General features: G+C 38.4%; 13 protein-coding genes. 7 read left to right on the top strand and 6 right to left on the bottom strand.

Annotated features, from left to right (window positions below; genetic code table 11):
- Window positions 1–67: 67 nt before the first annotated feature.
- Window positions 68–451, bottom strand: coding sequence for a VOC family protein (locus tag FJ213_06075; GenBank protein MBM4175725.1), 384 nt, complete (start codon window positions 449–451; stop codon window positions 68–70).
- Between the two features lie 270 nt (window positions 452–721).
- Here FJ213_06075 and FJ213_06070 point away from each other — a divergent pair, with 270 nt between their 5' ends.
- Window positions 722–1,795 (top strand): hypothetical protein, encoded by a 1,074-nt coding sequence (locus tag FJ213_06070; GenBank protein MBM4175724.1) that lies wholly within the window; start codon window positions 722–724, stop codon window positions 1,793–1,795.
- 78 nt (window positions 1,796–1,873) lie between these two features.
- Here FJ213_06070 and FJ213_06065 read toward each other — a convergent pair whose 3' ends face one another.
- The 4 genes from FJ213_06065 to FJ213_06050 form a co-directional block, all read right to left on the bottom strand.
- Window positions 1,874–2,473, bottom strand: a complete 600-nt coding sequence (locus FJ213_06065; protein ID MBM4175723.1) for a PH domain-containing protein — start codon at window positions 2,471–2,473, stop codon at window positions 1,874–1,876.
- An 82-nt stretch (window positions 2,474–2,555) separates the two neighbouring features.
- Entirely contained in the window at window positions 2,556–3,725 is a 1,170-nt protein-coding gene (locus FJ213_06060) for a cysteine desulfurase (GenBank protein MBM4175722.1), read from the bottom strand.
- A gap of 5 nt (window positions 3,726–3,730) precedes the next feature.
- A complete protein-coding gene (locus FJ213_06055) occupies window positions 3,731–4,510 on the bottom strand; it encodes a type III pantothenate kinase (GenBank protein ID MBM4175721.1) in 780 nt (259 codons plus the stop codon).
- Between the two features lies 1 nt (window position 4,511).
- Entirely contained in the window at window positions 4,512–5,240 is a 729-nt protein-coding gene (locus FJ213_06050; protein MBM4175720.1) for a biotin--[acetyl-CoA-carboxylase] ligase, read from the bottom strand.
- Window positions 5,241–5,506: 266 nt separating this feature from the next.
- Between FJ213_06050 and FJ213_06045 the strand changes: the two genes are divergently transcribed.
- From FJ213_06045 to FJ213_06035, 3 genes are all read left to right on the top strand, one after another.
- A complete protein-coding gene (locus FJ213_06045) occupies window positions 5,507–5,947 on the top strand; it encodes an Hsp20/alpha crystallin family protein (protein ID MBM4175719.1) in 441 nt (146 codons plus the stop codon).
- An 89-nt stretch (window positions 5,948–6,036) separates the two neighbouring features.
- Entirely contained in the window at window positions 6,037–7,953 is a 1,917-nt protein-coding gene (gene dnaK, locus FJ213_06040; GenBank protein ID MBM4175718.1) for a molecular chaperone DnaK, read from the top strand.
- 19 nt (window positions 7,954–7,972) lie between these two features.
- Window positions 7,973–8,362 (top strand): Hsp20/alpha crystallin family protein, encoded by a 390-nt coding sequence (locus FJ213_06035; protein ID MBM4175717.1) that lies wholly within the window; start codon window positions 7,973–7,975, stop codon window positions 8,360–8,362.
- A 144-nt stretch (window positions 8,363–8,506) separates the two neighbouring features.
- On the opposite strand, the gene FJ213_06030 is transcribed toward FJ213_06035, so the two are convergent.
- Complete coding sequence (locus FJ213_06030) at window positions 8,507–11,818, bottom strand: TonB-dependent receptor (GenBank protein MBM4175716.1); 3,312 nt, start codon at window positions 11,816–11,818, stop codon at window positions 8,507–8,509.
- Window positions 11,819–11,950: 132 nt separating this feature from the next.
- Here FJ213_06030 and def point away from each other — a divergent pair, with 132 nt between their 5' ends.
- The 3 genes from def to FJ213_06015 form a co-directional block, all read left to right on the top strand.
- Entirely contained in the window at window positions 11,951–12,487 is a 537-nt protein-coding gene (gene def / locus FJ213_06025; GenBank protein MBM4175715.1) for a peptide deformylase, read from the top strand.
- Between the two features lie 194 nt (window positions 12,488–12,681).
- The gene (locus tag FJ213_06020; protein ID MBM4175714.1) at window positions 12,682–19,689 is read left to right on the top strand and encodes a T9SS type A sorting domain-containing protein; all 7,008 of its coding nucleotides are present in this window, start codon (window positions 12,682–12,684) and stop codon (window positions 19,687–19,689) included.
- A 19-nt stretch (window positions 19,690–19,708) separates the two neighbouring features.
- Window positions 19,709–24,576: hypothetical protein (locus FJ213_06015; GenBank protein MBM4175713.1), on the top strand; the 4,868-nt coding region annotated here is incomplete at its 3' end.

The following is a 24,576-nucleotide window of genomic DNA, read 5'->3' as shown; positions in this document are numbered from 1 at the left end:
AGATGAACATGCCATGTAAAAGAAAGAATCTTTTTAAAAACACTCTACACATAAAGATCCATTAAAACTATTTTGCATTTCTATCATCTTGCAGGATACCGAAAATATTTCCTTCAGTATCTTTACAGTAAACTAGCCAGCCGACTCCGGGAATTGCATTCTTTGGAACGACTATCAATCCTTTATTTGCTTCAACTCGTTTTGCGTATTCATCAATATCCGGAACATCGATAGTACAAACATATGCGATAACTGCTTGTCCATCGATTTCACCTCTGCGTTCGATAATACCGCCATTTATCCCTGGAATGGCTTCTCTACCAGTTTCAATCAACCAGTATTTAACCGGACCTTCCCATTTATTGATTTTCCAATCAAACACATTTCTGTAAAACTCTGCAGCTCTCTCAGGATTTTCTGCATGTACTTCAAAATGAATTACTCTTGGCATGTTAATCCTTTTTTTTGTTTTCTTTTGTCATCTTAAAAAAGTCTATCGTAAAACTCAAATTTTTTCTTACCAGTTACGCGAATTATGTTTTCTCCAAATAAGACGCACCAATCAAGAATTCTCATTTTGAGCTGATCTCTAACCAAAAATGTATTAAATCATTCGAATTTTGAATGAAACGGTTCGGCACAAGTATTGAGCGATGTTCTAGAAAATGAAATAAATAGTCAATTAACAATGAATAAATCTCAAAATAAAACAGGAATTATTATGAAAAAGCTTTTAATTCTACTCTTACTTTCTTTCTCATTTTTCGCTTGTCAGGATGTTGCAGAATTAACTGCGCCAGAAGGCGGACATGGTGGAAAATTATTAAATAAAGATTACTGCGGAATTCCAAAAATTGTGACTTTATTTGCCGGTCAGACAATCGATGTCGGAACCATCACAATTGGTAATGACGCTGATTTTCTTTATGTAACATACACAACAACCGGAAGTTGGTATCTCGATCAAACTCATTTATATGTTGGGTCATTTGAAGGAGCGCCTACTTCGAACGGTAATCCAATTCCTGGGCAATTCCCATATAAAACTGATCCACATAGTCCACGTGTTCAAGTGTTTACATATACAATACCTCTTGCTGAATTACTTTCTTCATGTTTCATTGTCGCATCTCATGCAGCGGTTGTAAAATTAGATGAAGGTGGAAATGTAATTCAGAGTGAAACAGCATGGGGAGCGGGTGATAATTTCCCAGGTAGAAATTGGGCAACTTATTCAACTTACTGCATCCAAGACTGTACGCCAACACCTGACTGCGATATTAAACCAGGGGATTTTAGAACTCAAACACAAGGTGGGTGGGGAGCGCCTCCAAAAGGAAATAATTCAGGGACATATTTAAAACGAAATTTCGCATCAGCTTTTCCGAGTGGGATAACAATTGGGACAGGATTTACTCTGAAGTTAACTTCTGCGTCTGCGATTGAAGTGTTTTTACCACAAGGTGGAACTCCTGCAGTTTTAACTTCCAGTTATGTGAATCCGGTTGATCTGAATAATGTTTTTACTGGACAAGTTCTTGCACTAGCATTAAATATCAGATTTGATCTTTGGGATGTAAATTTTGGAAGGTCGGCAACGAATCTTAAAGATCTCAAGATCGCATATGGTCCATTTGAAAATTGGACGGTCCAGCAGTTATTAGACGAAGCTTATATTGCTCTTGGAGGTGGATATACTCTCTATTCAATCAGCATGTTGAATAATGCAGTGAGTTCAATCAATGAAAACTTTGTTGATGGGACGTTTGCCGGAACATTTTTAACATGCCCATAATCGATAAAATTAGATTTCAACTATTTCTCTCTTATCAGCCCGGTTGAACTGCTCAATCGGGCTTTTTTTATTAAGAAATCACTTCCCAGTGTTTTTTCTAATCGCCTTCAATTCATTGAGTATATCTTTGAAAATGTTATCAACTCCAGATGTTCCAGGTTCATTAGTTCCTAATGCTTCAGAAATTGGATGTAGGACTTTAATCTTTTCTCGCATTTGATTGTGATATTTCTCGTATTCAACCAATCCGCTTAAAACGCCTTCGTAGCTTGACGTTGAATTCATTTTTTGCCCTGCGGTCTGGATTTGGATCGAACCAATCTCAAGAAACCGATCGTACAAAGTTCTTTGCAATGCAAAATCGGTCACAGCTCTGAAAGGAATATTTTGTTGAGTTTTAGTAAGAATCCCTTTGTAGATGCTTACTCTATCTTCACGAATAATATAAGACAGATTTTTCACCCAAAGAATTGAAATTGGATAGCCAATCCCAAGAAGCAATACACAAATTATTAATCCAACCATCCAAAGATATGGAGGAACACGCATATCACCTTCTGCAACCGCAATGATGAAATGAATAATCGCGGCAGTGATTAAAATTGAAATTGAAATTGTGATTAAGATCCAAAGATATTTTGCGATTAGTTTTTGATGCGGTCTAATTATTTCTTCCACACTATCACCTCTCTTTTTTTTTCTTGAAATAATATAAGAATTTAATAACAAACATTCTCCGAATTGATGGGAACGAGGAAAATTATTTAGTCTTTGACTTGGAAAGAATTTCTTTCAATTCTTGTAACGCTTTTTCGATTTCTTCAATTGTTGTGTATCGGCTGAATGAAAATCGTAGAGCTCGCTCTGCTCTTTCTTTTGGTAAATTCATAGCTTTGAGAACGTGAGATGACTCCATCACACCACTCGTACAAGCTGAACCGCTAGATACAGCAATCCCATTCATGTCGAGATTCATTATTAATGAATCCGAATTAATTGAATACCTTTCCGGATTTATAGAGAGATTTAAAATATACGGGGAACATTCATTGGCTGGTGAGTTAAGCAGGATATCAATGTCAAATGATTTTATAAGTTCCATGAAACTGTTTTTTATTTTGCTAACATGATTGAAGTTTTCGGTTCGATTCTTATAAAAGATTTCTGCTGCTTTGCTAAATCCCACGATCGCGGGAGTATTCTCAGTGCCTCCTCTTCGTTTCCGTTCTTGAGAACCTCCGTAAAGGATGGGTTCGATTGGAGTTCCCTGCCTGATGAAAAGCAATCCGGCTCCTTTTGGACCGAATACTTTGTGGCTGGATGCTGACAGAAGATCAATCTCTAGATTCGACAAATCAATATCATATTTAGCAAAACTTTGAACCGAATCTATGTGCAATATGATCGAATGTTTTTTGCATGTATTTATTATTTGATTGAGGTCGTTGACAGATCCGACCTCATTATTGATGTGCATTAAAGAGATCAGTACGGTAGTCGGTTTAATTTCATTCTCGATTTTTACAACATCAATGTTTCCATTTTCAGTTGGATGAATATAGCTCACTTCAAAACCAGATTTTTCAAGCTTTTCACAAACTTCGAGAGTCGCATGATGCTCAGCTGCAGAAGTGATTATGTGGTTTTTACCTGATTCTTTTCTAATTGCATTTGCTGAACCGAAAAGAGCAAGGTTAATAGCTTCAGTCCCCCCGGAAGTAAAATAAATTTCGTTCGGCTTTGCTCTAAGTATTTTACAAATTGTGTCTCTGGATGATTCGATCGCAGCTCTGGTAACCTGCCCAAACTGATGAATAGAAGATGCGTTTCCAAATTTTTCTTTGAGATAGGGGAGCATAACATCCAAAACTTCTTCATCAATTGGAGTAGTCGCCGCGTAATCAAGATATACTTTATTCTTCATTAACATTATGTTTATTTACCTGTTCTAATTAGAGACTTCTCAAAAAGAATCTTTATTCCTTCCAAAACTAGATCAAATTCAAGGGCATTGATAATTTTTGTATGCGGAAAAATCGTCTTAGAAAATCCGCCAGTTGCTATGACTTTTGGTTGAATTCCAATTTCATCCGAAATTCGCTTGATCATTCCTTCCATCGAATCGAGTGCTGCATTCATTATTCCCGATTGCATATTATGAATTGTATTGGTTCCAATAACTTTACCCGGAAAATTCAACTCCACTTCAGGTAATTTTGCTGCAAGATCGAAAAGTGCTTGAGCTGAAGTTTTTACACCTGGCGCAATCACGCCTCCAATGAAATTCCCATCTTTTGAAACTACATCATAAGTAGTAGCAGTGCCGAAGTCGATTATAACTAATGGTCCGCCATATTTTTTGAATCCAGCTGCAACATTGCAAATTCTGTCCGCACCGACTTCACTTGGATTATCGACTAAAAGACTGAAGCCCAAATCCATCTCAGGTGAGATAAACAATGGGGCACACTGGAAAATATTTTCTGTGACAAGTGCCAAAATTTTGTCAGCTCTTGGGACAACTGATGATATCCCAACATTTTTGAAATCTCTCAGCTTAAAATTCAAAGATTCTAAAGTATCCCTTAAAAACTCTTTGAAGATCTTTTCGTCACAAACAAAGTTTGTCGCAAGTCTAAAAGTTGTTACTAATTTTTCCTTATCAAATACTCCAAAGGTAGTATGAGTATTGCCTGTATCAATTGCTAAAAACATTTTACTCCTTAATTACGGTTACATCGCCTGAAAATAACCTGATAAATTTACCATTCTGATTTAAAATAAGCGAGCCATCCATTTCAACTCCCGCAAATATCCCAGAAAAAATATTTTTGTTATCTGTTAGTGTGATTTGTTTCCCAAGACTCTTGCATCTCATTTCCCATTTTCGCATTAAACTATCGATATTTTCTAGTAAATGTGAATAGTTTTTTAAAAAATTTTGTATGATTGAAAACAAAACTTCTTCGCGAGTAAAAATTTTATTAAAGAATAACCGCAGAGATGTTGTTCTATCCTTAAATTCATCTTGAAAGATCGTTTGATTAACATTTAATCCAATTCCAATCACACTTTTTACTACACGGTCAGTTTCGAATTGGGATTCAATCAGAGTCCCGCAGAATTTTTTTCCATCTAAAAGTAAATCATTGGGCCACTTTGTTTCTACTTTGCAGTTTGAAATTTCTTCAATCGCTTCTGCTATTGAGACCGAAGTGCAAAAATTTAAATAACCAAGTTCATTTGCTCGTAATTTTGGAATCAATCCAATTGAAAAAGTTAAATTCTCGTAAGCATTAGCAAGCCATTTTCTTTCAAGCCGGCCCTTACCCTTAGATTGAAATTCAGCTAAAACCAGAGTTTTATCGATTAAGTTTTTTTTCTTTAGAAGGTAAGTGTTAGTCGAATCGATTTCCTCAAAGTACTCAAATTGATGGATGAACATAAGCCCATCAATTCTTTTGGAAAATTTTTTAACTTCAAACTTCACAGTCGAAAATATAAATTGAAACTATTTTTAACAAAGAAAAGATTATCATTATTTGTCACGCCTATGACAGAATTGTCATCTATTTCTCAAGATTAATGATTTCTGGCAATCATTTTGTCAGGCTGTCATATGTATTTTATCAAATCGTTTAATTTTTTGGAAATTTTACATGGCATGGTCATTGAAGCTATAGTTACAACAAAATAATAAAAGGAGACAAAATGACATTAATAAGATTTAACCCATTTAGAGAATTAGATTCAGTCCAAGACAGAATGAGAAACTTTTTTGACGATTTTCCAACTTCACTCAATATGGATGTTTCGTCAAACTTCAATCCACGAGTCGATATTTCTGATGACGAAAAAACTGTATTCGTAAATGTAGAACTTCCCGGAATTGATAAAAAGGATGTTAAAATTTCTGTTCACGAAAATAACATCTTAACAATCAAGGGAGAGAAGAAAACTGAACTCAAAGATGAAAAGAAAAATTTCTACCGCATGGAAAGAACTTATGGTTCATTCTGCCGAACAGTGGCTTTGCCGGCAGAAGTAAATGCAGATAAGACAAAAGCCAAGTATGAGAATGGAATATTAAATGTCGAATTGCCGAAACTCGAACCTGCTCCTAAAGCAGAAAAGATGATCGAGATTAACTAATTGCCATTTTCATTAAAATCGAATTTAAGTACGGGATGGGAGATTACTCTCATCTCGTATTATTTTATTATTAAGAAAGGAAATAACTAATGAGTAAAATTATAGGAATAGACTTAGGGACAACAAACTCCTGTGTTGCTGTACTTGAAGGTAATGATCCTGTTGTCATTCCGAATGCAGAGGGAGGAAGAACAACTCCTTCGGTTGTTGCATTTGCGAAATCGGGTGATCGGCTGGTGGGTCAAGCAGCAAAACGCCAGGCAGTTACAAATCCGCAGAATACAATCTTCTCAATAAAAAGATTTATGGGAAGAAGATACGATGAAGTAACACATGAAATGAAATTAGTTCCCTACGATGTGATCAACGATGGCGGAATTGCTCGTGTTAAAGCAGATGACAGAGTTTACTCTCCGCCGGAAATCAGTGCAATGATTTTACAGAAAATGAAAAAAACTGCAGAAGAATATTTAGGTCAAGAAGTAAAAGAAGCAGTTATCACTGTTCCGGCTTACTTCAACGATTCACAACGTCAAGCTACAAAAGATGCTGGTGAAATTGCTGGGCTGACTGTCCGCAGGATTATCAACGAACCGACAGCTGCTGCTCTAGCTTATGGATTAGATAAAAAAGATAAAGATGCAAAAATTGCAGTCTATGATTTAGGTGGTGGAACATTTGATATATCAATACTTGAACTCGGTGAAGGTGTATTTGAAGTTAAGTCAACAAATGGTGATGGACATCTTGGCGGCGACGATTTTGATCAAAGACTGATTGACTTCATTGCCGATGAATTCAAGAAACAGGAGAGCATTGATTTAAGAAAAGATCCGATGGCTTTGCAGAGATTAAAAGAAGCAGCCGAGAAAGCAAAGATCGAACTTTCAGGCCAACTTCAGACTGACGTTAGCTTGCCATTCATCACTGCAACGGCTGAAGGTCCGAAACATTTGAACTTAAATATTACACGTGCAAAGTTTGAGCAATTAGTGGACGATCTGATTAAGAGGACGGTTGAACCTTGTAAGAAAGCTCTAACTGATTCTGGTCTCTCGCCAAATCAAATTGATGAAGTGATTTTAGTCGGCGGATCAACTAGAATTCCAAAAGTACAACAAGTTGTTAAAGAACTTTTTGGGAAAGAACCGCACAAGGGTGTAAATCCTGATGAAGTTGTTGCTGTAGGTGCTGCAATACAGGGAGCTGTATTAACTGGCGAAGTAAAAGACGTTTTGCTTCTTGATGTTACGCCGCTTTCTCTTGGAATTGAAACTCTTGGTGGCGTGATGACAACACTTATCCAAGCGAACACTACAATTCCCACTAAGAAAAGTGAAATTTTCTCTACTGCTGCAGACAGCCAAACTTCCGTTGAAATTCACATTCTTCAAGGTGAAAGGCCAATGGCAGTTGATAATCGTACACTTGGTAGATTTCACCTGGATGGAATTCCACCGGCGCCAAGGGGGATCCCGCAAATCGAAGTAACTTTTGATATCGATGCGAATGGAATCCTTCATGTATTGGCAAAAGATAAAGGAACGAACAAAGAGCAAAGTATAAGAATTACTTCTTCAAGCGGTCTCACAAAGGAAGAGATTGAGAAGATGAAAAAAGATGCTCAAGAGCATTCTGCCGAAGATAAAAAGCGAAAAGAAGAAGTGGAAATTAAAAATCAAGCCGACAATTTAATCTTCCAAACAGAAAAACAAATGAAAGATTATGGTGATAAGATCTCAGAAGACTTGAAATCTCGACTGCAGTCAGCCGTAGATCAGCTAAAGGATGCACACAAAACTGGAGTCGTTTCAGAGATCAAAACTAAGATGGATAATCTAAACAACATTTGGAATGAAGCTGCAAGTCAGATGTATCAAACTTCCTCGACTGGTCCTGGAGCAGAACAGCAAACTCAAGAACCGCCAAAACAAGATGAAGCGAAAAAAGATAAAGAAGTAGAAGACGCAAGCTACGAAGTAATTGACGATAACGATAAAAAATAAATAACACAAAGGATTGAATATGAATAACGAACAAAAAATTAATGCAGAAAATGGATTTGATTGGGAAACTTTAATCGAAACGGAACCAACTGTTCCACCAATCATTGATATAATTGAATCGAAGAATGATTTTCAAATTAAAGTTTATATGCCAGGTGTACAGAAAGAAAACATTTATCTTAAACTTGATGATGAAGTTCTGTCAGTTTTTGGTAAAATGGACTTGAATCATGCTGATGAAGTGAGGTTCATACTAAGAGAGAAGAACTATGGACATTACTTCCGAAAATTCTTCATCACAGATAAAATAGATTCTACGCAAATTAGTGCGAAGCTGGATAATGGTTTATTGAACATTATACTTCCTAAGCATGATAGAATTAAACCAAAAGAAATTTCGATAAATTAAATTTTGTTACCCGAATAGAAACAATCGAAAATTAAAAAAAGATTAGATGTTAAGATTAATGTGACGTATTGAAAAGTAAAGATTCGATGTAAATAAAAAAGGGCAGTATTTCTACCGCCCTTTTTTTATATATAGAAATTCAGCTTAGAATGTATATCTAATTCCGAATTGCGCTTGCCAGCGTGATAACAAGTTGCTGGGAATATCTGGATCAGAAAATGCTGCCCATTGATATCGTGCTTTCCCTTTGTCCGCGCCTGTAGGTGCGATACTGTGGAATTTAAGCAAGCGGGTATCATTGGCTAACTTAATCCAGCCGGCTTCCTTATCAATTAAATTCATTACATTAAGAATATCAAAAGTGATTTCGAATTTGTGACCGAACAATGAAGGAATTTCTTGAGTGATTCTTAGATCAATCTGATGACTCCATGGTGATCTTGCACCATTTCTCTCTGCCATCATTCCTTTTCTGTCTTTCAAGTAATCACTATTATCGATATAAGCCATTAATTCGCCGTATGCAGCATCTGTTTTTGCAAGTACTGCACCCGCAGAACTGACAAGTATAATATCATTGGCATCTCTCGGAATATATGCTAAATCATTATCAGCTAAACCGTCACCATTTACGTCTCCATCAATGATGTATGAGTATGGTCTGCCCGATAATCCATTATAGAATAATCCGATTGTTGTTGCTAATCCTCTCCAGCCCCAATCATGACGATAAGAAACTGTACCGAATATTCTATGTGTTCTATCGGCATCAGCGTAGGAGAGATCTGGATTATTTGGATTTCCTGGTGTCGGGTTGAATCTCCAACCTGAACTTGCAGTAGTGCTGTTTGATCCGCCAATATCTTTAGCAAGACCCCAGGTGTAAGCGACATTTGCGTAGAAGCCGTCAAAAGTTGCTAATCTTTGAAGTTGGAAAATAACGTTAGCGTTCGAACCTTGATCGGTATTCTTAACAAGATAAACAGCAGTAAAATTATTGTTAACTCTTACGCCACGTGTAGAGTAAGCACCTGTTGTTGTATTAAGTGTTCCCCATACATCGCGATTTTCACCAACGATTTTTCCACCAGGAGTAATATCGCCGTTCGACTGAACTCCTTTGAGGTTGATATTTTGATAGTATACTTCGTTTAGTGATCTTGAGAAAATACCTTCAACCGAAGCAATGAGATTATATGGAAGTTTTTGATCGACTGCGAAATTAAATCTCATTACTGACGGAGCTTTAAAGTCACGGTCTGTAACATTCACTTCAGCTGTTGGAAGTGTAGTTGCAGTTTTTGGCTGACCATAAGGATCACCAATAAAATTATTTGGAACAGTAGTAAGCGTATAGAAATCAACACCAGTATTACTGTATTGATTTGAAACCCACACTGCTGGATATCTTCCATAGAATACACCGAAACCGCCACGCAGCTGTGTATTGCGATCTTCATCCACTGCCCAGTTGAAACCGATTCTTGGAGAAATGACAGCACTTGTGTATGGCAGAAGATTTGTGCTCAAATTGTAACCAAGAGCAGAGAAGGTGGAATCAAATCTTTTATTATAATTCGGTTTGTCCGTGAAAACCGGAAGATCTAAGCGAACACCGCCTGTGATTTTCAATCTGGAACTGATTGTCCATTCATCTTGAATGTAGAATCCAAATTGCTGATATCCCCAATTGGCATCTTGAGTCGGATTAGTTGTAGCTGAATAACGATGTTCGTAAGAAGCAGCTTTTTTATCTGCTAAGAAGTCTGCAATTGAGTTATACCTGTAGAGTCCAAAATTGGTTGGAATAAACAAGTTACGGAACTTAATGAAATCCAATTTTGCTCCTACCGTTATGGTATGGTTTGCTAGATATAAAGATAAGTTATTCGTGATTTCAAAGACATCCTGTTCCAATTCATTTTGATGACGGAATTGTTCCGCACCAATTACAAGACGTTGAGTGCTCTTGTCACTGGCTGCAGGATTACTGGTATTAATTTCAACGACCGGGAATGGTTGTCCATAATACTTTGGATTATCGAACTGATTTATGTATCCGAGGGTGAACTCATTCGATGCAAAATTCCCTAATAAACTTGTGAATTGAAGTGCAAAGGTATGAGTTTTATTCACTAATTTATATCGAGCATTCTCTGCATAGATATCATTCGATCCTCTGAATCTTGAGGGTGAATTATCGTTAAGTGAATTGAGATAATTCCAACGCGCAGTCAATTTGTGATTTTGACTCAAGTTGTAATCAAATCTGACAAATAATTTGTCACTGTCATCGAGCCAGGGAACTGAGTTCCATGAGCCAGTTTCATATCCGTATTTTGATTTCACATAATCCGAAATCAGCTTTAATGAATCTGATTTAGCAGTATAAGTGTTTGTTCCAACTTTATCAGCGTTAAAAGTACGGTCAAACGGTGAAGATTTTCTCAGAAGTTCGCCAGCAACAAAGAAGAAGAGTTTATTTTCAATTATTGGTCCTCCGAATCGGAAACCGGTTGAATATTCAGTGAAGCTTGGTACTTTTAATTGTTTGTCATCTGGACTGACTCCAATGAGATCTTGGTTCCTTCCATAATAATATGCAGAACCATTGAAATTATTGGTTCCACTTCTCGTGATCGCATTGATTCCAGCTCCTGTGAAATTAGCTTGACGAACGTCGAATGGCGAAACTACAATTTGAAACTCTTCGATTGCATCCAAGGTTATTGGAGTTACACTCGATTGTCCGCCTGGTGTTCCTGTACCGCCCAAACCGAACAGATCGTTAAAATTAACTCCATCAATTTGAATGTTATTATATCTATTATTTCGACCTGCTGCACTGCTATTTACACCGTTGAAATATGGTGATAACTTGTAGTAATCAGCAAAGTTTCTTGTGATGGTTGGAAGTCGATCGATTTGGTCTCGGACGACGTTTGAAGCAGCACCAATTCTTGATGCGTTAAGAATTGGATTTCGTTCAGCAGTAACTACTACTTCACCGGCTTGAAAAACTTCTTCCGATGCAACAAAGTCTTGTCGTAAACTTTGGGATAGTAATAGAGTTAAACCAACTCTTTCTTGTTTTACATATCCAATAAACGAGAAAGTTAAAGTATATGGTCCTCCAACACGTAAGTTTGGTAAGTTGTAATCACCATTTGCACGTGTCGTCGTTCCGTACATGGTTCCGGTTGGTTGGTGCACGGCAACAACATTTGCGCCGACAAGAGGATTACCATTGTTATCAGTAACCGAACCGTAAATAGCAGCAGATGTTATACCTTGACCAAATATATTTGAACAGGTCACAAGAGAAAAAATTACACCGAAGAGTAAGGACATCTTATTAAAATTACCCTTTGGTGAATTATCTCTTGAAAAAAATTTGGTGAGTTTGTGCATGAGAGCTCTCCTATTTTTTTTTAATGCTTTGCAAATATCAAGCATATTTTTTTTATTGTCAAGAAAGTTATTTTTAAAATAAAGTTCTAACTCGGAAAAAATCGGATTGAATTTTCAATTTTGTTTTCAGATTGATTTAATTAACTTGATAAGAGTTTAACTTAAACAAAAGGAATTATGTCAGTTTTACCGATAAATGTTTATGGAGATAAAATTCTCAAACAAAAAGCAAAAAAAGTGCAAAATGTTGATCAAAAAACTTTACAACTAATCCAAGACATGTTTGAAACGATGAGAGAAAGTGATGGTGTGGGATTGGCTGCGAATCAAGTTGGTGTTAGAGACTCAATTATTGTGGCTGATCTTTCTCAGGTTGAGGGATATGAAGATACGAAACCAACAGTAATTATTAATCCTGAAATTATTTTGGGCGAGGGGAATTCATCTTATGAAGAAGGATGTCTAAGTCTACCGGGTATAAGATTAAATATTGAACGACCGGAAAGAATTAAACTTAGATTTCAAGATACTGATTTAATAATTCATGAAAAATATTTCGAAGGCTTGTTCGGCAGAGTTCTACAACATGAAATTGATCATCTAAATGGAGTTCTTCTTACCGATCGGATATCAGATGAGGAGAAAAAAAACTTAAATGAGTCACTTAATAATATTGTCAATAGAACTGTGGAAGTCAATTACGAAATTTCATAAAAAATTTATTAGTCAATAAATATTTCTTCTTGACTTAGTTTACTCATATTCATATTATCGCAGTACGAGTAATGGCTAATGAGATTAGATGTACATAAGGGGCGCGTCGTCGTTGTGCAGCATTAGAGACCTATATTTAAATAGAAAAAAGAAATTAAATTAATTAAATATAAATTTCTCAATAGGAGGAGTGAATGAGAATGTCTCGAATCTATACCTCTCTTTTCGTTTTCTTAGTTTTAACCGCTTCAATTTTTGCGCAAGAGCCAGAACGTTGGAGCAAACCATTTTTACGACTGGAACCCAGTTCACAAGTTTCGCCTGAAAATTTTGAACTGCAAGCAGCTCCAGTTGATCTAAATTATAATCCAACTCCACTACGAACGGTCTTCCCGGATAAGACATATACTGTCTATCCCAATATAAGAGTCTGGCCTCAAGATGGTGGATCTCAATCAGAACTGCATATTGCAGTTAATCCGAATAATCCAAATATTATTCTGGGCGGCTCTAACGCAGCGAATACTGCAGTTACTTATTTAAATCAGGGTTACTATGTTTCAACAAACGGAGGTCAAACCTGGTTTGGAAGCGATTCATTACCGGGTAAGCCTTCTGGATATTATAGATCAGACCCAGTGGTCGATTTCGATTTGAATGGAAATATGTATTTCAACACGCTTGAATACAGTTCATCAGCTGGCGATTTAGTCACACTTAAATCGACTAATAATGGATTGACCTGGGGTAATCCTATTGCTGTTCCAAATCCTGGAATAGACGAAGATAAAAATTGGATAGCAGTAGATAAAACTCCAACTTCACCATATGTAAATTATATTTATACTGCTTATACAGAATTTCAAAGTACTGGTCCTAATTATAGACAACTCGAATTTTCAAGGTCAACTGATGGAGGGGTGACATACTCTGCCCCAATCAATATGAGCGGTACAACAGGTTATTTGCATCAAGGTGTAAACCTTGCTGTTGCTCCTAATGGAAATGTTGTTGCTGCTTTCACACATTATCCAACTTCCGTGTTAACGTCCAGTCATGTTACTTTCGCCAAATCGACAGATGGTGGACTAACGTTCACACAGCAATTTATTCTACAAAATATTTTCGACATTCGCGGAAATTTAACTAAAGGCGGAAATACAATACGAGTTAACTCATTTCCCTACATCGATGTTGATAGAAGCAATGGTCCAAGAAAAGGTAGAATATTTGTTACTTGGGCAGCACGCCCTGCATCTGGTCAATCACCAGACGTATTTCTCAGCTGGTCTGATAATAACGGTTCTACTTGGACAACTCCGAAACGAGTTAACGCTGATTCAGCTTTAACAAATCGTGATCAATGGTTCCCTGCATTAGCAGTCGATCCTGCAGATGGTTCGGTAAATATCTGTTACTATGACAGCAGAAATTTTACTGCAAATGATTCTGCAGAAGTTTACATGTCTCGTTCAGTCGATGGTGGTGTTACTTTCGAAGATATAAAAGTAACTGACGCACCGCACAAACCTCAGTCAATTTCAGGTTTAGCTACAGGTTATCAAGGTGACTACATCGGTATTGCAGCAAAGAACGGAGTAGTCTGGCCATTCTGGAATGATCGTCGATTAAATCGTCCTCACAATGCATATACTGCAAAAGTTTTCTTCATTCAAATTCAGCATCCACCCCTTGGCAATACTGAAAATCTTGCTGGACCATATTATGTTGGTGCAAAGATTTCAGCTTCACTCCCAATCACAAATGCAAAAGTTTATTGGAGAAGAGGTACAACCGGTGCATTTGATTCATTAACTATGACTCGAATAGGAACGACCGACAGCTTCTATGCGAATATTCCAGGTAATAATAATCCAGCAACTTACAATTATTATCTATATGCTCAGGATAATGCTGGTTCATATGCTACTTTGCCAGGCGGCGCACCTTCGAGTGTTTTTTCATTCGAAGCTGCTGCTGATAATATTTCACCTACAGTTACTCACACAGTTTTACCAAATCAATATCGCGAAACATGGTCACCGACAGTCACCGCAAATGTGACTGATAATATTGGAGTTGATTCTGTGCGAGTTAATTATCGCGTAAGATGGAATGGTACTCCAAGACAATTTTACATGACAAAAGGATCTGGTGATTCTTGGTCCGGAGTTTTTAATATCGATACTACATTATTAGCAGTTGGTGATACTGTTTATTATAGAATTACAGCTCGCGATAAAGGGACTGCTGGAAATTATGGTTATCACCCATCAGCAACAACTTTTAACTCTTTCTTAATCATCGGTGATACAGAATTCCCGGTTATTACCCATACTGCACTTCGGGATCAGGCAAAAGTTAGATGGCCCTCTGTTGTCAAGACGCAGGCTACTGATAATTTAATGGTCGATAGTGTCTGGGTTGAATGGTACAAAAACAATACTGGTAATTGGAAGAGATTTAATCTTGCAAAAATGACTGGTGACAATTGGGAAGCTGCGTTCAATTCAGATACTAACCAAGTTGCATTTGGAGATTCAATCTTTTACAGAATTGCTGCAAGAGATAGGTCCACCAATCGGAATATCACTTATTCACCTGCAAGCGGTTATCATAAGTTTAAAATCATTCAGACAAAAGGTCTCGTACTTGTTATTGATGACGATGCAACTGAGTTTGACAGAATCTCTACTGAAAAAGCGGGTGCTGAAGCCGATTTAACTACGCCACTCGGTGCTTCTGCAGCACTTTTCAAAGCCGCATTAGATTCTGTTGGATACCTGGCAGATTTAGTTACATTTACGGCATTTGATATCACAACCCTTGCAAATTTTGATATTGTTATCCTCACAGCTGGCTCAAAAACCTCAGCTATTTTTAATGATCAAGGTAAACGAGATGCGATTCGCAATTTTGCTAGCCAAACTGGCAAGAAAACCTGGGTAGAAGGTGGGGAGGTTGGTTATTTCTTCCGTAGTACCGGAACTAATGATCAAGTATTCCGTCAGCAGGTTCTATTTACCGAAGCCTGGGTGAGCGATGCATCTTCTGGTATTTTAAATAGAAAACTTACTGGACATCCAATCAATTCATCGCCGAACACTATTCCAGATAACCTCACTCTTACAGGAACTGCTATCGGTGTCAGGGATGCAATGAAAGTATTACCAGGTGCGAAAGTTTACCCAGTCAGCACTTGGTCTTCACATCCCGATAGTGGCGGCATAATTGTGAATGATAAAAATCCGAATCCAGTTAGTGCGGATAATGTATTCTATACGTTTAATATCGGAGTAATGGTAGATCAAGTTTCCGCTAGAAAATTAATTGAAAACACTGCAGATTATTTAATGGCAGTTGAAGCACCTCCAACAGGTAAAATTACTGGTACAGTAACACTTACAGGTGCTCCAAATAGCGGCGGTGTTGTTATAAATTTAACTGGTGTTAAAACTGCAACGACTACCACTGCCTCAAATGGAACATATTCATTTGATTCGCTTTACTCAGGTGCATATAGAGTGACGGCAGTTGCTCCAACCGGATATTTCCCCTATACAGCTTATATAGATACAACTGTCGGTACGACAACTGTAAGCGGAATTAATTTCACGTTCAATCCAATTTTGCCAAGTACAGTTTCGGGTACGGTGACTGTAACTGGTGCACCAAATAATGGCGGTGTGCTTGTAGAAATAATTGGTCAAGCTGGTAAAACAGCCACCACAAATACAGCTGGTACATATTCAATTTCTAATGTAAATCCAGGTAACATTCAAGTTAAATTCTCAAAAGTAGGTTTTGGACCAAAAGTGAAAGATACTACTCTCACGAACGGTGGAACTACCATCGTTAACATGACCTTAGTTCCTACACTTGGTGTCGTTCTAATAGTTGATGACTTCACTACAACGCCAGGTCCATCTGCAACATTATTTAAGAATACACTCGATTCTCTTGGATATGACGCGACACTGACCACTTTTGCTGCTTTGGATACTAATACACTTGGAAGTTATCAATTAGTCATCCTCTCTGCTGGTCAGCGTACAACAACTATGTTTGCCGATAAACCAAAGAGAGATGCTATAAGAAATTATATAAATTTCGGTGGAAAGACTTTAGTTGAAGGTGGACAAGTTCCATACATTTATCGAATTCAAACTACTGAGTATGATAAAGATTTCAGAGAGCAAGTTCTCTTCACCGGTACATGGGTTACAAGCGCTACATCCACTGCCAATATTATCCCGAAGAGAGTGTCGCATCCTATCTATACAGATCCGCATGCACTTCCGAGCTCAATTCCTTTAACTGGTACTGGGACAGGAGTGAGAGATGTAGTATTATTAAAACCAAATGACCTACAAGTGTATAACGTTGCAAACTGGAGTACATACCCCGATTCATCGGCAATTATTGTACGAGATAGAACTCCAGATCCTGCGAGTGCAGATAACATTACATTTGCTTTTGATATTTCTGCAATTACAGATCAATCAGTAGCTAAGAAAATGTTAGAGAATACTGCTAAATTCATATTTAAACAAGAAAGTGCAGCCACAGGTAAGATCACTGGTGATGTTACTCTCACCGGTGCTACAAATCACGGCGGTGTTGTGATGAATCTTTTAAATATCGGTACTGGACAGATCAAATCTACAGTGACAGCCAGCACTGGCGCCTATTCATTTGATTCATTATTCAATGGAAATTATAGAGTAACATCAGTCGCCCCGACTGGTTACTTCCCATATACACTTTCAAAAGATACCAGTACAACCGGTGGAACAGTAAGTGGAATTAACTTTACATTCCAGGTGCTGGTGAATGGTACGATTAGTGGGACAGTCCAACTCGCTGGTCAGACTAACCATAGCGGGGTATTAGTTGAGATTTTAAATCAACCGGGTAAGAATGCCACATCTTCATCCACTGGTGCTTATTCAATTTCAGCGGTTGCACCAGGTAATGTGCTGGTTAAATTCTCTAAGAGTGGATTTAAGACAACTCTCATAGATACTTTCTTAGCTAATGGCGGTACTCTGGTGCTAAACAGAACACTCCCAACCACATTAGGAAATGTTTTAGTGATCGATGATGATGTCTCTGAAACTGATCGTATCTCCGAGGATAAACCGGGAGAAGCAAATTTAGCTATGCCGTTAGGTGCGGCTGCGACCCTGTTCAAATCAACTTTAGATTCAATAGGATATAATGCTGATTTAGTAACATTTGCCGCATTGGATACAAATCAACTTGCTGGTTATGACATTGTCATTCTTTCAACAGGAGCTAAATCTACTAATATATTTAATGATGCTGGTAAACGACTGGCACTAAGAAATTATGCCCGAAGACCGAATGCAAAGACTTGGGCTGAAGGCGGTGAAATCGGTTACTTCTTCAGAAATACAAACACTACTGCCGATTCTTTCTTCAGAAAAGAAATATTGCATACGAGCCGATGGATAAGCGATGCAACTGCAGGTACAATTAAAATTAACATACCAGGACATCCAATATTTACAATACCTAATTTAATTCCAGATAATGTTTTATTAACAGGTACATCAATCTACACACGTGATGCTATGGCGGTAGATTGGGAACCAAAGTCGATCTATCATGCTGGTACATGGTCTTCGCATCTCGACAGCGGTTCTGTTATTGTACATGATAAGAATCCTAATCCTCTTAGTGCAGATAATATCTTCTTCTCGTTTAATATAGCGATGATTTCAGATTTATCAATAGCACAGAAACTTATTCAAAACACTGCTAATTATTTGAGAACTGCAGAACCACCTCCTACAGGCAGTTTTGCAGGAACAGTTACTTTAACTGGAAAACCGAATAATTCAGGTGCGACCGTAAAATTATTCAAACTTCCGACCATGGCATTGGTTGAAACTTTCGCAACTGATTCAACTGGTAACTATACATTCAGCGCTTTGTACGCTGGTGCGTATAGAATTCAAGCAACACCACCAGTGAATTTCTATCCTGCTGTAGTTAACATCGATACAACTGTCGGAACTGGTCCAATTACTGGGCTCAATTTCTCATTCATTTCGACTTCAAGTACAGTAGCTGTCAGCTTCTCGACTGCAGTTGGATGGAATTTATTATCGATGCCTGTTAAAGTCGCGAATATGAGCAAGACCTCACTCTTCCCGGCTTCGACTTCAAATGCGTTCGCGTTCAGTGAGGCTCTTGGTTATACGAGGGAAGATACGCTGAAACTTGGTGTCGGATATTGGCTGAAATTTGCTGCAATTGGCACTCACAATTTCACAGCTGCTCCTTCTTGGATACTCGAAGTTCCAGTGAAGTCAGGTTGGAATATGATAGGTGCATCTCACACTACAATTCCAGTGACTGGAATTTATTCAACGCCACCGAATATAATATCCTCACCGTTCTTCGTGTACGCTGCAGGCTATTCGCAGGCGACAGATGTTACAAAAGGTAAAGGTTATTGGGTAAAAACCAATAATGATGGAAAGATTTATTTAGCTTCTAGTTATCCGAAGCTGAATCCTTCCCAAGTTCCCGTAGAAGTTGTCGATAATATCTGGCCGACAATGATAATTACAGATGCTGCGGGGAATCAAACCAAATTGTACTTTGGTTCGAATGTTCAATTTGAAGGTAGATACGAATTACCTCCAGTACCACCAAGCGGTGTATTTGATGTTCGTTTCCAAAATAATAAATATGTTGAAGATGCAAGTATTGGAAAATATCAAGTTGCATTGAATTCTGCAGCTTATCCTGTTAGAATTAGACTTGAAAACTTCGATGAGACTACATTTAGTATAAATGATGGTCTTGGTGGAATCGTTCTCAACGAAAGAATTAAAAATAATGAGGAAGTTGTTATTGCTAACAGCTCCTTATCCTCGTTCACACTTGAAAAGGTTGTAATACCAACAGTTTATGAAATGAGTCAAAATTATCCTAATCCGTTTAATCCAAGTACAGTTATCCGCTTTGGATTACCGGAGGATGCGAAGGTCAGGCTCGAAGTTTACAATACTCTAGGTGAACGTGTTGCTGAATTAGTCAATAAAGAACTCGAAGCTGGTTACTATTCGATAAACTTCGATGCTTCGAAATTAAGTACGGGTGTTTATTTCTATAGAATTCAAACATCCAAATTTACAAGTGTTAAGAAAATGATGTTCTTGAAGTAAGGTATAGGTGAATAAGGTCATGAAAAGAAATGAAATTAATAACTTCAATATTCCGGCGGTTCCTCAGGAACCGTCGGGATCATTAACATCCCAAAGCAATAAAGGAGAGTTAGTATTTATGAAAAATATTAAACTGTTAGCAATACTAATCTTGTTCGGGTTTACTTCTGTTTATGCACAATATTCTGAGAGTTACATCAGTTCGAATCCGAACTATCGAGCAGAAATGGATGCACGCGGTTTCGCACCTGTATCCTTGCCTGCGAGCGTAAATTATAAACCACTTGGTGTGATAACCTGGTCTGAAGGATTTGAAAATACAACATTTCCTCCAACCGGCTGGGCTTCCCATAATTTAGATGCAGGTACCCAACAATGGACTAGATATACCACCACCCCAATATTTGGTACAGCAAGTGCCGCAGCTACTTATGAAAGTACAACTTTGCAGAATGATGATTGGCTCAGAACTCACCAATTCGTAGTTAGTGCTGGTGCCGTATTAAATTTTTATGCCAAAAGGCAATCTACTGCATATGTTGATTCTGTTGAGATTTTTTATTCAACAAGTGGTGGAACACCGCCATCAGGTTATACTCGGATGACTAAATTAATGCCAGCAGGTACAACTGCAGAATTATTCCAAGTTTCTTTAAACTCTCTTGCCGGGCAAAACATTTATTTAGCATTCAGATACAATGAACTTGATCAATGGAGATTGTATTTGGATAGTATGTTTGTTGAGGTTCCGACTGCAAACGATGTGGGCGTTATGGCAATCGTCACACCTGGAACAACTGTTGACGTAAATACTGCCTATACTCCAAGGGTTGTAGTTAAGAACTTCGGTTCAACTGCTTCAGGCGCATTTCAAACAAGGATGACTATTAATCCTGGAGGTTATCTCCAAACAGTTAATGTAAGTTCATTAGCACCTGGTGCTGTTGATTCAATCAATTTTGCAAACTGGACTCCTACAACTAGTGGTAATTATCAAGTTACCGCATTTACTATGTTGACTGGAGACTCGAATCCATCGAATGATACAGGAAAAGTAACCACATTTGCTTGGAATGCATTTAATGTTCAATATAATATTAATGCATCGAATCTGTATCCGGCAGGTGTCAGCTGGTATGGTACAGAATTCGACGGTACATACTTCTATCTTTCGAAGTGGAATGAAAACAAAATGTGGCGTGTTAATAAAGCAGGTACCACAATTGATTCCTTTACAGTAGGCGGTTTAGCTGCATCATCTGGATTCAGAGATTTAGCTTTCGATGGTACAGACCTATATGGAGCCCCGAATACTACGACTGTTTATAAAATTGACAAAACTACATTTGCAGCAACGACAGCTTTTACAGCACCATTCGCAGTGCGAGGAATATCATATAACAAAGCCGCGGATGCCTTCTATGTAGCTGGATGGTCTGGAAATATTTCCCTCGTAAGCAGAACTGGAACTGTTATAAGCTCGATAGCTCAAACAGTCCATGGTTTAACAGGTATGGCGGGTAATGCATATGATACTCTAAGTTCAGGCGGTCCATTTTTATGGGTCTGGGATGATGGTTTATCAACAAATACTTCTTCACCAATCGTAAAATTGAATGCCACAACTGGTGCGAGAGTAGATAGTTTTAATGTTGCTTCACTTCATCCGGCCACGGTGATTGGTGGTGGTTTATTTGTGACAAACCAATATCAAACCGGAACGGTTACACTTGGTTCTTTGAACCAAAGTGCTCCGCATCGTTTAATTGGTTTTCAAATTGGCGGTTCAGCTTCCACAGTTGCCGTTGATATTCCAATAACAGTAACAGACAATGCTGGAGGAACCGCAACTCTAAAATTTGGCCTTGATCCAACAGCAACAGATGGAATTGATGCTTCACTCGGTGAACAAGAATTACCACCGCCTCCTCCAACGGGAGTATTTGATGCTCGGTTCATTGGAGATGATATTGGAATAAGTATTGGGCAGGGTCTCGCTAAAGATTATCGTCAAGGAACAACGACTCATAATGGACAGAAGATACACGAGTTTAAATATCAAGTCGGAACTGGAACAACGATTACGTTTAATTGGAATATGCCGACTGGAGTAACTGGCAGACTTCAAGATTTAATCACAGGATCAATCATTGACGTGGCGATGAGCGGGACAGGAAATTATACAGTTACAAATCCAGGAGTACTGAATAAACTCAAAATGACAGTTACATACGCCCTAGGCGGAACAACAGAGACAGTTCAATTAACTTCACCAAATGGCGGCGAGAACTGGTTCGTGGGTGCATCAAAAAATATTACATGGACAAGCAGTAACATAACGAATGTCAAGTTGGAATATACAACTAACAATGGAACGTCATGGTCAACAGTTGCGGCTTCAGTTCCTGCCACTCCAGCAACTTATGCTTGGACAGTGCCAAGTACTCCAACTACTCAAGCAAAAGTTAAAGTGAGTGATGCTGCGGATGGAACTCCTGCAGATGAAAGTGATGCTGTATTTACTATAAGTACTCCTCCGTCCGGCACAATTACTGTACTATCACCAAATGGAGGGGAGAAATTAAATGCTGGTGCACAGCAGATCGTTGTATGGAAATCCACTGGCTCGCCCGGAAATGTTGATGTTCTCGCCTCGACAGATGGCGGAGCAACATTCGGTCCAGTATTTACAAACATTCCAAATAATGGTTTTGCTGCAGTTCCCGCACCAACTATTCTTGGGACTAATTATAGAGTCAAAGTTCAGAGCAACTCGGCACCAACTACAATTTTTGATGTGAGTGATTCTTCATTCAGTATTGTTGCTGCGAGCACGGTGCTAAAGAATATTCCGGTCGTTGTTTCCGATCAATTCTTCTCTCAAATACTAAGAGTTGGTATTGATCCAAGTGCAACTGATGGAATTGATGCAGCACTTGGTGAGTTTGAATTGCCGCCAACACCACCATCTACAGTTTTTGATGGACGTTTAATAGGTGATGATATTGGTATTATCGGGCTCGGACAGGGAGTGTTGAGCGATTTCAGACAGGGTGCCTCAACGTTTGATGGGAATAAAATCCATGAACTTAAATATCAAATGGGCCCATTAGCTAAGCTGCTCGCAACAGACATTACAATTTACTGGAGCTTGCCAGCAAATGTTACCGGGCGTTTACAAGATTTAGTAACAGGCGCCTTGATTGATGTTCCAATGAGCGGTGATGGAAAATACTTAGTTGCAAATCCATCAACCTACAGCAAGCTGAAAATGACTTTGACATATACTGTTCCGACTACAAGCTCGATTACAGTTTTGTCGCCGAATGGCGGTGAGTCATTTAAGCAAAATGCACATCAGGTAATTGCTTGGAAATCGTTGAATGTCAGCGGGAATGTTAATATTAAATTGTCTGCTGATGGCGGAACAACTTATCCGACTACGATTGCATCAAATGTTGCCAATTCCGGAGTTTATGGCTGGAATACTGGAACATTATCTGGTACTCAATACCGCGTTAGAGTTGAAAGTGCAACAACTCCAACAACGAACGATGCAAGTAACGCTAATTTCACTGTAAGTGGTGCACAGACGATCTACCAAGATAATCCATTTGTAATTTCCGACGGAACAACTTCGGTCTTAATGCGATATGGAATTGATCCTGCTGCAACAGATGGAATTGATGCGGCTCTCGGTGAAGCAGAACTTCCTCCAGTGCCTCCAACAGGAGTATTTGATGGAAGATTCATTGGGACTGACATTGGAGTTCCGGGATTAGGACAAGGTTCATTGAAAGATTATCGACAAGGAACAAGTGCATTTTCCGGAAATAAGATACATGAAATATTTTATCAAATGGGTTCAACTGGTGATTCACTGAGACTATTCTGGAATCTGCCTACAAGTGTAACCGGTTTATTGCAAGATATCGTTACAGGTACTATAGTTAACGTTGCAATGTCTGGTGCCGGTACTTACACAGTTGCTAATCCAGGTGTGTTATCAAAACTCAAAATCACATTAACATATACAGCAGCCCCTGCATCGGTCACTTTGGTCTCTCCAAATGGCGGAGAAAATTGGCCTGTCGGTTCAACTCAAAATATAGTTTGGACTGCGACCGGCATTGCAACAGTTAAGTTAGAATATACAACCAATAATGGTACAAGCTGGATCAACATTGGCACAGCTCCAGCAGTTGTTTCATCAAAGACAAGATTAGATGGATATAATCCTAAAGATCCTGCAGGCTACATCGAAGGTGAAATGGGTACATATCCTTGGACAATTCCAAATACGCCATCCAATTCATGTAAAGTCAGAGTATCTGATAATGCAAATGCAGCAACGAATGACGTAAGTGATAATACATTTACGATTAGTGCTCCAACAACCGAAGGTTGGACGCTCCAAACGAGTGGAACAACAGCCACGCTCTATACCGTTCATGCTGTAAGCGATCAAGTCGCATGGGCAGGTGGTCTTGGTGGAGTAGTAATTCGTACTACAAATGGTGGAACAAACTGGACTACCGTTACAAGTCCACGTGCAATAGATATTCACAACATATTTGGTTCAGATGCGAATATTGCGTTTGCAATTTCAAATGGTACAACTGATGCAGTTCTCTATCGTACATCGAACGGGGGAACTAGTTGGCAGGCGGTTTATACTCAAGCCGGCGGATTCTTTAATCATGTAGAAATGTTTGATGCGAATAACGGATATTTTCAAGGCGATCCGTTAAGCGGAATATGGACTCTAATGAAAACAACTAATGGTGGATTGAATTGGACTTCAGCCACATCGCTCACTCAAGCCGGAACTGAATACGGTTGGAACAACTCAATGTGGTGGGTCGGACAAAACGGTTGGTTCGGCAC

This window comes from Ignavibacteria bacterium, assembly GCA_016873845.1.
Classification (GTDB): Bacteria; Bacteroidota; Ignavibacteria; order Ch128b; family Ch128b; genus JAHJVF01.
The sequence above is the reverse complement of the archived record's forward strand: the minus strand, read 5'-3'. Positions and strand labels throughout refer to the sequence as shown.

What these genes read in the sequence shown, in the direction of transcription:
- FJ213_06070 (MBM4175724.1), top strand. Translation starts at nt 722, where the DNA reads ATGAAAAAGCTTTTAATTCTACTCTTACTTTCTTTCTCATTTTTCGCT.
- FJ213_06030 (MBM4175716.1), bottom strand. Translation starts at nt 11,818, where the DNA reads ATGCTTGATATTTGCAAAGCATTAAAAAAAAATAGGAGAGCTCTCATG.
- FJ213_06075 (MBM4175725.1), bottom strand. Translation starts at nt 451, where the DNA reads ATGCCAAGAGTAATTCATTTTGAAGTACATGCAGAAAATCCTGAGAGA.
- FJ213_06060 (MBM4175722.1), bottom strand. Translation starts at nt 3,725, where the DNA reads ATGTTAATGAAGAATAAAGTATATCTTGATTACGCGGCGACTACTCCA.
- FJ213_06050 (MBM4175720.1), bottom strand. Translation starts at nt 5,240, where the DNA reads ATGTTCATCCATCAATTTGAGTACTTTGAGGAAATCGATTCGACTAAC.
- dnaK (MBM4175718.1), top strand. Translation starts at nt 6,037, where the DNA reads ATGAGTAAAATTATAGGAATAGACTTAGGGACAACAAACTCCTGTGTT.
- def (MBM4175715.1), top strand. Translation starts at nt 11,951, where the DNA reads ATGTCAGTTTTACCGATAAATGTTTATGGAGATAAAATTCTCAAACAA.
- FJ213_06055 (MBM4175721.1), bottom strand. Translation starts at nt 4,510, where the DNA reads ATGTTTTTAGCAATTGATACAGGCAATACTCATACTACCTTTGGAGTA.
- FJ213_06020 (MBM4175714.1), top strand. Translation starts at nt 12,682, where the DNA reads ATGAGAATGTCTCGAATCTATACCTCTCTTTTCGTTTTCTTAGTTTTA.
- FJ213_06045 (MBM4175719.1), top strand. Translation starts at nt 5,507, where the DNA reads ATGACATTAATAAGATTTAACCCATTTAGAGAATTAGATTCAGTCCAA.
- FJ213_06035 (MBM4175717.1), top strand. Translation starts at nt 7,973, where the DNA reads ATGAATAACGAACAAAAAATTAATGCAGAAAATGGATTTGATTGGGAA.